Annotated in this window: 6 protein-coding genes; all 6 read left to right on the top strand. The window is 72.8% G+C overall.

Annotated elements, in window-relative coordinates; all coding sequences use genetic code 11:
- Positions 1–2,313, top strand: a 2,313-nt coding sequence (locus tag ACIRP7_RS45345) for an acyltransferase domain-containing protein (protein ID WP_403672861.1), incomplete at its 5' end; no start/stop codon positions are given.
- Between the two features lie 56 nt (positions 2,314–2,369).
- Positions 2,370–7,895, top strand: coding sequence for a type I polyketide synthase (locus tag ACIRP7_RS45340; protein ID WP_403672858.1), 5,526 nt, complete (start codon positions 2,370–2,372; stop codon positions 7,893–7,895).
- Positions 7,892–9,370 carry an FAD-dependent monooxygenase gene (locus ACIRP7_RS45335; RefSeq protein ID WP_403672855.1) on the top strand — a complete coding sequence of 493 codons (1,479 nt, stop codon included), beginning with the start codon at positions 7,892–7,894 and terminating at the stop codon, positions 9,368–9,370. The genes ACIRP7_RS45340 and ACIRP7_RS45335 overlap by 4 nt, the downstream gene beginning before the upstream one ends.
- A complete protein-coding gene (locus tag ACIRP7_RS45330) occupies positions 9,367–10,977 on the top strand; it encodes an acyl-CoA carboxylase subunit beta (RefSeq protein ID WP_403672853.1) in 1,611 nt (536 codons plus the stop codon). The genes ACIRP7_RS45335 and ACIRP7_RS45330 overlap by 4 nt, the downstream gene beginning before the upstream one ends.
- Before the next feature lie 16 nt (positions 10,978–10,993).
- Positions 10,994–11,194: an acyl-CoA carboxylase subunit epsilon gene (locus tag ACIRP7_RS45325; protein WP_403672850.1), complete on the top strand. Its 201-nt coding sequence runs from the start codon at positions 10,994–10,996 to the stop codon at positions 11,192–11,194.
- Between the two features lie 17 nt (positions 11,195–11,211).
- Positions 11,212–11,615: biotin carboxylase N-terminal domain-containing protein (locus ACIRP7_RS45320; RefSeq protein WP_403672864.1), on the top strand; the 404-nt coding region annotated here is incomplete at its 3' end.

Below are 11,615 nucleotides of genomic sequence, written 5' to 3'. Positions count from 1 at the left end.
GGCATCATCAAAATGATCCACGCCATGCACCACGGACTGCTCCCCCCCACCCTCCACGCCGACACCCCCTCCCCCCTCATCGACTGGGACACCGGAGCCGTCCGCCTCCTCACCGACCCACAACCATGGCCCGAATCCGGCCGACCCCGCCGCGCCGCCGTCTCCTCCTTCGGCATCAGCGGCACCAACGCCCACGTCATCCTCGAACAAGCACCCGCCACCAACGAAGAACCCGCCGCGGAACCGGAGGCCGCGCTGCCGGTGACGGTCCTGCCCCTGTCCGCCCGGACCCCCGACGCACTGGCGGCACAGGCCCAACGGATCGCCGCCCGGCTGGGCGGGGCGACGGGCCGAGACCTCGGGTTCTCGCTGGCGACCACGCGTGCCCGGCTCGATGTGCGCGCGGTGGTCGCGGCGACGGACGAGGACGGGCTGCGCCGGGGGCTCGAGGCTCTCGCGAGCGGAGGGTCCGCGCCCTCGCTGGTACGCGGAGCTCCTGGAGAGACCGGGAACGGGGGTGCCCCGGCGTTCCTGTTCACCGGCCAGGGCAGCCAGCGCCCGGGCATGGGGCGCGAGTTGTACGCGGCGTACCCCGTCTTCGCGGAGACCCTGGACACGGTCTGCTCGGCCTTCGGCCGACACCTGGACCGACCGCTGCTGGACGTGATCTTCGCTCCGGAAGGTTCGGCGGAGGCCGGGCTGCTCGACGAGACGCTCTACACGCAGACCGCGCTGTTCGCTCTCGAGGTGGCGCTGTACCGGCTCGCCGAGTCGTGGGGACTGGGCCCGGGGCATGTGATGGGGCACTCGATCGGCGAAGTGGCGGCCGCGCATGTCGCGGGGGTGTTCTCGCTGGCGGACGCCTGCACCCTGGTCGCCGCCCGCGGCCGCCTGATGCAGGCACTGCCGCCCGGCGGTGCCATGCTCTCCGCGCTCGTGTCCGAGGACGAGCTCGCTCCCCTCCTGGCCGGACGCGCGCACGAGGTGAGTGTCGCGGCCGTCAACGGGCCCGCGTCCACTGTGATCTCGGGTACCGAGGCCGCCGTCACCGAGGTCGACGACGAACTGGCCGCGCGCGGCGTCAAGACCCGCCGGCTACGGGTCAGCCACGCCTTCCACTCACCCCTCATGGAGCCGATGCTGGCGGACTTCCGGGCCGTCGTCACCGGACTGTCCCTGATGGAACCGCGGATACCGGTGGTGTCGAACCTGTACGGCCGCCCGGCCACCGCCGAGGAACTCTGCTCGCCCGAGTACTGGGTCCGCCATGTCCGGGAGGCCGTCCGGTTCCACGACGGCGTCACGGCGCTCGTCGAGGCGGGAGTGACGACCTTCGTGGAGTTGGGTCCGGACGCCGTGCTCACCGCGCTGGCGCAGGAGTCCCTGGCCGACCGTCCCGAGGCGGCCACGCTGGTGCCGACGCTGCGCCGCGGCCGACCGCAGACGGAGACGTTCACCGCAGCCGTCGCCACCGCGTACGTGCGGGGCGCGGACGTGGACTGGGGCGCGCTGTACGCCGGTTCGGCGGCCCGGCAGGTGGCGCTGCCGACGTATCCCTTCCAGCGACGGCGTTACTGGATGGAGGCGGACGGCGCCCCCGCCGCCCCGGCGGCCGGCTCGGTGGAGGCCCGGTTCTGGACGGCGGTCGAGCAGGAGGATCTCCGGTCGCTGGCCACGACGCTGGGCACCGAGGAGGAGGCACTCGGCGACGTCCTGCCGGTCCTGACGGCCTGGCGGCGCCGGCACGCCGTGCCGCTGGCCGCGGAGGCGGAAGCTCCGGCCGGGCCGGCGTCCGTCGAGAACCTGTCCGCCGCTCTCGGGGCTCTCCCGCCGGCCGACCGGGAGCGCCGGGTCCTGGACCTGGTACGCACGGAGATCGCGGAGGTGTTGCAGTACACCGGCAAGGAGGCGGTGGAGCCGCGACGACAGCTCAAGGAGCTCGGCTTCGACTCACTGGCCGCCGTGACCCTGCGCAACAGGCTGGCCGCGACGATGGGGCTGCCCCTGCCCGCGACGCTGGTGTTCGACCATCCGACGCCGGTGGCTCTGGCGACCCGTCTGGCGCAGGAGCTCACCGGGCCGGCACCCGTCGTCGACGTGGACGGCGAACTCGACCGGATCGGCGCGGCGCTGGCGGCCGCGGACGACGCCGGTGTGCGGGAGCGGGCCGCGGCCCGTCTCCAGGAGCTGTTGTCCGAGCTGGACGTCCCGGCAGTGAGTGGTACGGCAGCCGACGACCTGGCGGACCGGCTCGACGACGCGGACGGTGACGACCTGTTCGACCTCATCGACTCCGAACTCGGCTCGTCCTGAACCCTCCGGACTGTCACCGACCCCTTGATCCAGCGAGGAACACAGCGAGGAGCACGATGTCTGAGTCTGACGAAAAGAAACTGCGGGAGTACCTGAAGCGGGTGACGGTCGAGCTGCGCGAGTCCCGGCAGCGGCTGCAACAGGCGGAGGAGTCGTGGAACGAGCCCATCGCCGTGGTCGGCATGAGCTGCCGGCTGCCGGGCGGCGTCCGCTCTCCCGAGGACCTGTGGACGCTGGTGGCCGACGGCACCGACGCGATCTCCGAGTTTCCCTCCGACCGCGGCTGGGACGTGGACGGCCTGTACGACCCGGAGCCGGACCGGCCGGGCAAGTCGTACACGCGCCGGGGTGGGTTCCTCTACGACGCCGCCGAGTTCGACGCCGGGTTCTTCGGGATCTCCCCGCGTGAGGCACTCGCCATGGACCCGCAGCAGCGGTTGTTCCTGGAGACCTCCTGGGAGGCGCTGGAGCGGGCCGGGATCGACCCCGCCGGCCTGCGTGGCAGCGCCACCGGCGTGTTCGCGGGGTGTGTCACCTCCGACTACCAGGTGCTGCTGACCTCGGCCCCGGAGGAGATCGAGGCGTACCGGATGACGGGATCCGCGACCAGCGTCCTGTCGGGCCGGGTGGCGTACCTGTTCGGTCTCGAGGGTCCCGCGGTCACCGTCGACTCCGCCTGCTCGTCGTCGCTCGTGGCTCTGCACCTGGCGGCTCAGTCGCTGCGCCGCGACGAGTGCTCGCTCGCGCTCGTCGGCGGTGTCACCGTGATGGCCACGCCGACGGGGTTCGTCGACTTCAGCCGGCAGCGCGGCTTCTCTCCGGACGGACGCTGCAAGGCGTTCGGCGCGGACGCGGACGGCACCGGCTTCGCGGAGGGGGCCGGTGTCCTGGTGGTGGAGCGGCTGTCGGACGCACGCCGCAACGGACATCGCGTCCTGGCGGTCGTCCGGGGCAGCGCCGTCAACCAGGACGGCGCCAGCAACGGTCTGACCGCGCCCAGTGGCCCGTCCCAGCAGCGTGTCGTACGGGCCGCGCTGAGCGACGCGGGACTGTCGCCCACCGATGTGGACGCGGTCGAAGGGCACGGCACCGGCACCCGGCTCGGTGACCCCATCGAGGCCCAGGCCCTGCTCGCCACCTACGGGCAGGACCGGGAGCCGGGGCGGCCGCTGCTGCTGGGATCGGTGAAGTCGAACATCGGGCACACCCTTGCCGCGGCCGGCGTCGTCGGCGTCATCAAGATGGTCAAGGCGATGGAGCACGGGGTGTTGCCGCGCACACTGCACGCCGATCGTCCCTCGCCGTTCGTGGACTGGGACGCGGGCGCGGTCGAGCTGCTGACCGAGCGACGGGAGTGGCCGGAGACCGGCCGAGTGCGCCGGGCGGGTGTCTCCGCGTTCGGCATGAGCGGCACCAACGCCCATGTGGTCCTGGAGCAGGGGCCGCCCGCCCCCGCTCCGCAGGAGCCCTCTCCGGCGGCTCCGGAAGTGGTGCCGTATCCGCTCTCGGCCCGCGGCGAGGCCGCGCTGCGTGCGCAGGGGGGCCGGCTGCGCGCTCATGTGCGGGCCCGCCCCGAACTCGCGCCGGCGGACATCGGCCACTCGCTCGTGGTGAGCCGCTCGGCCCACGACCACCGGGCAGTGGTTCTGGGGGCGGGGGCGGACGAGTTGGCCGACGGGCTGGAGGCGCTGTCCCGGGGCGGGACGAGCCCTCAACTGACCACAGGCGTGGCGAAGGAGCGCGGCAAGACCGTGTTCGTGTTCCCGGGGCAGGGCTCGCAGTGGGCCGGCATGGCCGTGGAACTGCTCGACTCCGCCCCCGTGTTCGCCGAGCGGCTGCACGCGTGCGACGCTGCCGTCGGGGCGTACGTCGGCTGGTCGGTCGAGGACGTCCTGCGGGAGCGCCCGGGCGCTCCGTCGCTGGAGCGCATCGAGGTCGTGCAGCCCGTGCTGTTCTCCGTGATGGTCTCCCTCGCGCAGTTGTGGCGGCATCACGGCGTGGAGCCGGACGCGGTGGTGGGCCACTCGCAGGGCGAGATCGCGGCGGCCTGTGTCTCTGGCGCGCTCACCCTGGACGACGCGGCCCGGATCGTGGTGCTGCGCTCCCGGCTGTTCGCCGACGAGCTGGTGGGACGGGGTGCCGTGGCCTCCGTCGCACTGTCCCGGCGGGAGGCGGAGGAGTGGCTGACGCCGTACGGGGACCGGCTGTCCGTCGCCGGCGTCAACAGCCCCCGGCTGGTGACCGTGGCCGGGGCTCCGGAGCCGCTGGAGGAACTGGTGGCGGCACTGACCGAGCGGGGCGTCCGGGCCCGGATCGTGCCCGCGACGGTCGCCTCGCACTCCCCGCAGGTCGACCGGCTGCGCGGTCGCGTCGTCGAGCTGCTGTCCTTCGTACGTCCCCGCAGGGGCCGTGTGCCGCTCTACTCGACCGTCACCGGTGAGGTTCTGCACGGCCCTGAACTGACGGCCGACTACTGGTTCGAGAACTGCCGCCGACCGGTCGATTTCGAGCCGGTCGTCCGCAGGCTGCTCGACGACGGCCACGACGTCTTCATCGAGTCGAGCGCCCATCCCGTGCTGGTGCTCGGAGTGGAGGAGACCGTCGAGGACGCCGGCGCCGAGGCGCTCACGACCGGCACGCTGCGGCGCGGCAACGGCGGCCTCACGCGGTTCCTCACCTCACTGGCGGAGGCGTACGTACGAGGTCTGCGGGTCGACTGGCAGGCGGTGCTCGGAGCCGGGCGGAACACGGTGGAGTTGCCCACCTACCCCTTCCAGCGGCAGCGCTACTGGGTGGAGCCGCCCGAGGCCCGCACCAGCGCCGGAACTTCGGAGGACTCGGTGTTCTGGGACGCCGTCGAGCGGGGGGACGTACAGGGTCTCGCCGCTTCGCTGCGGCTGGCGGACACCTCGGTGCTCGCCGAGCTGCTGCCCGCACTGTCCTCCTGGAGGCGTGACAGCAAGGAGCTGGGCGCTGTGGACTCGTGGCGCTACCAGGTGGTGTGGCGGCCCGTGGTCGAGGACCTGGCCACGGCCGCCCTGTCCGGCCACTGGCTGATCGTGCGTCCCGCCGACCGGGCGGCCGACTCCGTCGCCTCCCGCCTCGCCGACCTGCTGAAGGAGGCGGGCGGGCACCCGGTCCCGCTGTCCGTGGACGCGGAGGCGGGCCGTGACGCTCTCGCGCGGCGGGTCGGCGAGACCGTCGAGTCCCTGGAGGGCGGGCGTTTGGCGGGGATCGTCTCGCTGTTGCCGCTGGCCGCCCAGAAGCCGTCCCGTCCGGTGGTGTCGGCGGGGCTGGAGGGGACCGTGCTGCTTCTGCAAGCCCTGTCGGACGCGGACGTGGCGGCCCCGGTGTGGACGGTGACGAGCGGGGCGGTGCAGGCCGGGCCGGACGACCGGGTGGTCGCACCGGAGCGGGCCCAGGTCTGGGGTCTGGGGCAGGTCGCGGCGCTGGAGACGCCGCAGGTCTGGGGTGGTCTGCTGGACCTTCCCGAGGAGCCGGACGACCGCTCCCTGTCCCACCTGATCGCGCGGCTCACGGCGCCCGGTGGCGAGAACCAGCTCGCCGTACGGCCCTCGGGCGTGTACGCGCGCCGGCTCGTGCCCGCCGCTCCGCCCGCGGGCATGCCCGAGTTGCCCGGAGCGACCGGCACCTGGCTGGTCACCGACGGTGTCACCGGGCCGGGCGGACATGTCGCACGGGTGCTCGCCGACAAGGGGGTGACACGGCTCCTGCTGACCGCTGCCCCGGACGCGGACCCGGGGATCATCGCCACCGCCGAGGCCGAACTGGCCGCGACGGGGGCGCAGGTGACGGTCGCTGTATGCGACGTGGGGGACCGGGACGCCCTCGCCGAGGTGCTCTCCGGCATTCCGCGGGACGCGCCACTGACCGCCGTCGTGCACACGGCCGGGCTGCTGGAGGACTCCCCGCTGGACACCCTGACCCCGGCGGACCTGGAGCGCCTCCTGCGCACGAAGGTCCTCGGGGCCCGGAACCTGCACGAACTGACCGCCGGGCGGGACCTGTCGGCGTTCGTGCTGTTCTCCTCGGTGACCGCCACGTTCGGCGGCGGACTCGGTCTCGCCGCTCACGCGGCCGCCAACGCGCACCTGGACGCGCTCGCCACATACCGCCGGTCGCTCGGCCTGCCCGCGTTGGCTCAGGCCTGGGGCGTGTGGCGGGAAGAGCCGGCCGACGCGGCGGGCAGGGCGCTGGAGGACTCGCGGCGGGAGCGGCTGGGTCGCAGGGGGCTGCCCCTGCTGCGCCCGGAGTCGGCGACGGCGGCCTTCGAACGGGCGCTGGGCCACGCGTCGGCGTCCATCGTGCTCGCCGACGTCGACTGGGGCCGCTTCACCCAGGTCTTCGACAGCGACCGGCCCGATCCGCTGGTCTCCGAGATCCCCCACGTGCGACGCACCCGCCGGGAATCGGCGGCGGCGGGCGACACGCCGAGCCTGCCCGCCCGGCTGGCCGGGCTCCCCGCGGGCCGCCGCCGCGAAGTGCTGCTGGGTGTGGTCCGGACGGAGGCCGCCGCGGTCCTCGGGCACACCGATCCGGACGCCGTGGCGGCGCAGCGCGACTTTCTGGAGCTGGGCATGGACTCGGTGACGACCGTCGCCCTGCGCAACCGGCTGAACGCGGTGACGGGGCTCCGGCTGTCGGCCCGGGTGATCCTCGACCGGCGCTCACCAGAGGCGCTGGCACGCCATCTGGCGGACGAACTGGCCGGCGAGGCGGCCGAGGTGACGACCGGCCGCACGCTGACCGCCGAGTTCTTCACCGCGCTCGGCGAGGGCGACGGCACGGCCGCTCTGGCCCGGCTGGCGGAGGCCGCAGGGCAGCGAGTGTCGTTCGCCGTGCCGGAACCGGACGATCTGCCGCGGCCGGTACGGCTGGTGGCAGGACGGACCAGGCCCCGGCTGCTGTGCTTCCCGACGGTGCTGGCGACTTCGGGTCCGCACCAGTACGCGCGGTTCGCCGCGCCGTTCGCGGACGACCGGGACGTACTGGCGCTGACCCTGCCCGGCTTCCGGCAGACGCAGCGGCTGCCCGCGACGCTGGACGCACTGGTGGAAGGGGCGGCAGCGGCGGTGCGCCGCGGCGCGGACGGCGAACCGTTCGCCCTGGTCGGCTACTCCTCCGGAGGCATCGTCGCCCACGAGACCGTGCGGCTGCTGGAGGCGTCAGGGCTCTTCCCCGAGGCCCTGGTGCTGCTCGACACGTACGCGCCGGACGACGAGGCGCTGCGGGCCGCGACTCCGGCACTGCTGGCCGGGATGGCCCGCCGGCTCGGCGAACTCGGGCCCGTCGACGACGCCGGGCTCTCCGCGATGGGCGGCTATCTGCGGCTGCTGGACACCTGGCGGCCCGCGCCGATCAAGACCCCCACGCTGCTGGTCCGCCCGGTCGAGGCGCTGCCGGGCGCGCCGCGCGACGCCCGGCGGTCGGCCTGGCAGCCGCCCCACGAGGTGGTGGACGTTCCCGGAGACCACTTCTCGATGATCGAGGAGCACGCGCCCGCCGCGGCCGCTGCCGTCACCACCTGGCTCGCCGCCCTCAGCAGCCGGGAGCCCGCATGAATCACCAGGAGATTCCCCACGGACGAGCGGAGGCGGTCCCGAACATGACGAGTGGGACGACAGTGGTCATCGTGGGTGCCGGCCCGGTCGGCCTGGCCGCCGCCTGCGCCCTGTGGCAGCGCGGCATACCGGCTCGTCTCCTGGAGGCGCAGGAGGGTCCGCACCGCGGCTCACGCGCCGTCCAACTGCACGCGCCGACCCTGCGCGTCTTCGAGGAACTCGGGGTCCTGGGGGAGGCCGAGCGCCGGGGACTGCGCATCCGCGCCAACGAGTACCACCTCGCGGGCGGCCGCACCCTGCGCATCGAACTCGGCGCTCGTAACGAGCCATTGATGCTCCCTCAGGAGATCACCTGCGAACTGCTGGAGCTGCGTCTGGAACAGCTCGGCGGCCGGGTGGAGCGCGGGGTCGAGGTCACCAGGACCGTCCTTCACGACGACGTGGTCTCCGTCGAGACGGAGGGCCCGCACGGGCCGGAACGCGTCGAGGCCAACTGGCTGATCGCCGCGGACGGTGTGCGCAGCAGGATCCGGGAGCAGCTCGGCATCGACTTCCCCGGCAGCCCGGTCCCGGTCAACTTCCTGCTGGCCGAGGGCAGGATCCAGGGGCGTCCGGCGGACGACGCGGTGCACTACTTCCTCGGCCTGTCCGGCTCGGTGGTCTTCGCGTCGTTGCCGGGCGAGCGGGTGCGTGTCTCCGCGGCCGTCCCCGTGGACCATCCGCTCAGCGAGGAGGGGGTGCAGCAGATCCTGGACGAGCGCGGCCCGGGCGGACTGCGCGTCGCCTCGCTCGACACGGTGAACAGCTTCAGTAGTCAGGAGCGGATCGCCACCCGGCTGCGGGAGGGCCGCGTCTTCCTGGTGGGAGATGCCGCGCACACCCACTCCCCGCTCGGCGGACAGGGCCTCAATCTCGGCTTCCAGGACGTGCACAACCTGGTCTGGAAGCTGGCCGGCGTGATCGCCGGGACACTGGACGCCGCCGTACTGGACAGCTACGGGACCGAGCGCCGGCATGCCGCCGAGCAGATCGTCCGCAACACCCACCAGTTCCTGCGCGTGTTCACCCTGGGGCCCGTCGCCGCGCGGATACGCAACACCGCCTGGGGCACCTTGGAGTCCCTGGGCGTGCTGCGCCGCTGGTTCGCGCCGCTGCTCGCCGGCTGGCGGGTTCGCTACCCGGCGGACAGTCCTGGCCGGCCCGGACTGCCCCGGCCGGGCACCCGCTCGTCCCACTGGTCCGGCGCGCCGCTCACCGCGGACCGCTATCGGCTGGTGACCCGCGGAAGCCGCGCGGTGCGGCTGCGCGGCCTGGCTCTCGCCGAGCAGCGACCCGGTCTGGTCGTACACGGCCATGTCGACCGTGGCGGACCCGGATTCGCCCTGCTGCGGCCCGACGGATACGTGGCCGCGAGCGGTACGACGCCCACCGACTGGGAGCGTGCCGAACGCCTGCTCGCCGAGGCCACGCCATGACCGGCCCGACCGTTCCCGTGCCGACCGACACGCACACCGCCGAGAAGGAGTACGGCTTGACAACCCAGGATCGCCTCGAAGAACTGGACTCCCTCAAACAAGCGGCACGGCAGGGCCCCGACCCACGAGCCACGGAGCGGCAGCACGCGCGCGGCAAGCTGACCGCGCACGAGCGGATCGAACTCCTCCTGGACAAGGGCTCCTTCCAGGAGGTGGAGGCACTGCGTCGGCACCGTGCCACCGGCTTCGGCCTGGAGGCCAAGCGGTACCCGTCCGACGGTGTGATCACGGGCTGGGGCACCGTGCACGGGCGGACCGTCTTCGTCTACGCCCATGACTTCCGCGTCTTCGGCGGCGCCCTGGGCGAGGCCCACGCCGCCAAGATCCACAAGCTGATGGACCTCGCCGAAGCGGCGGGCGCGCCCCTCGTCAGCCTCAACGACGGTGCAGGGGCCCGTATCCAGGAGGGTGTCACCGCCCTCGCCGGATACGGCGGCATCTTCCGGCGCAACACCCGCAACTCCGGTGTCATCCCCCAGATCAGCGTGATGCTGGGTCCGTGCGCGGGCGGGGCCGCCTACTCCCCCGCTCTCACCGACTTCGTCTTCATGGTCCGGGAAACTTCGCAGATGTTCATCACCGGGCCGGACGTGGTGCAGACGGTGACCGGTGAGTCCGTCACGATGGACGGTCTCGGCGGCGCCGACGTGCACGCCTCCGTGTCGGGAGTGGCCCACTTCGCCTACGACGACGAGGAGAGCTGCCTGGAGGAGGTCCGCTACCTGCTGTCGCTGCTGCCCGCCAACAACCGCGAACCGGCCCCGTTCGCTCCCACGTCGGACCCGGTCGACCGGCGCAACCACGCGTTGCCCGACCTGGTCCCGACCGACCCCAACCAGGCCTACGACATGCGTGCCGTGATCGAGGAGATCGTCGACGACGGCGAGTACTTCGAGATCCACTCGGCCTGGGCCACCAACATCATCTGCGCGCTGGCGCGCCTGGACGGGCACGTCGTCGGCATCGTGGCCAACCAGCCGTCCTCGCTGGCCGGTGTCCTCGACATCCACGCCAGTGAGAAAGCGGCCCGCTTCGTCTCCACGTGCGACTCGTTCAACATCCCGCTGGTGACACTCGTGGACGTGCCGGGCTTCCTGCCGGGAGTGGCCCAGGAGCACGACGGCATCATCCGGCACGGCGCGAAGCTGCTGTACGCGTACTGCAACGCCACGGTCCCGCGGGTCTCCCTGGTGGTGCGCAAGGCCTACGGCGGCGCGTACATCGTCATGGACTCCCGCTCCATCGGCACGGACGTGGCCCTGGCGTGGCCGTCGAACGAGATCGCCGTCATGGGGGCCGAGGGAGCGGCCAACGTGATCTTCCGTCGCGAGATCAACGGCGCCGACGACCCCGACGCGATGCGCCGACGGAAGATCGACGAGTACCGAACCGAGCTCATGCACCCCTATTACGCGGCGGAGCGCGGTCTCGTGGACGACGTGATCGATCCCCGGGACACCCGGCTGGTGCTGAGCCGTTCCCTGGCCATGCTGCGGACCAAGCACGCCGACCTGCCGTCGCGCAAGCACGGCAACCTTCCGGCGTGAGAACGAGGGCGAAGAGATGAACTCTGTCAAAGTCGTGCACGGAAACCCAAGCCAGGAGGAACTCGCCGCGGTGTTGGCCGTGTTGCTGTCGGTCGGGCAGGAACACGACGCCGTGACCGAGGCCGAACCGTCGAGGACGGCCGTCAGGGCGGTCAGTTGGAGCAGGGGTGGCCGGACCTATCCGGTTCCCGCGACGTCCTGGAAGTTCGCCTCATGAGCGTGCGGACGAACGGTTTGCGCAAGGTGCTCATCGCCAACCGTGGCGAAATCGCTGTCCGCGTTGCCCGGGCCTGCCGGGATGCCGGTATCGCGAGCGTGGCCGTGTACGCCGACCCGGACCGGGACGCTCTGCATGTCCGCGCCGCGGATGAGGCGTTCGCCCTGGGCGGTGACACCCCGGCCACCAGCTACCTGGACATCGGCAAGGTCCTGGGCGCCGCGCGGGAGTCGGGCGCGGACGCCATCCATCCGGGTTACGGCTTCCTCTCCGAGAACGCCGAGTTCGCGCAGGCGGTCCTGGACGCGGGCCTGATCTGGATCGGTCCGCCCCCGCAGGCCATCCGCGACCTGGGTGACAAGGTCGCCGCCCGGCACATCGCCCAGCGCGCCGGTGCCCCCCTGGTGGCCGGCACCTCCGA

The organism is Streptomyces sp. NPDC102270, from assembly GCF_044766405.1.
GTDB lineage: Bacteria > Actinomycetota > Actinomycetes > Streptomycetales > Streptomycetaceae > Streptomyces.
The sequence above is the reverse complement of the archived record's forward strand: the minus strand, read 5'-3'. Positions and strand labels throughout refer to the sequence as shown.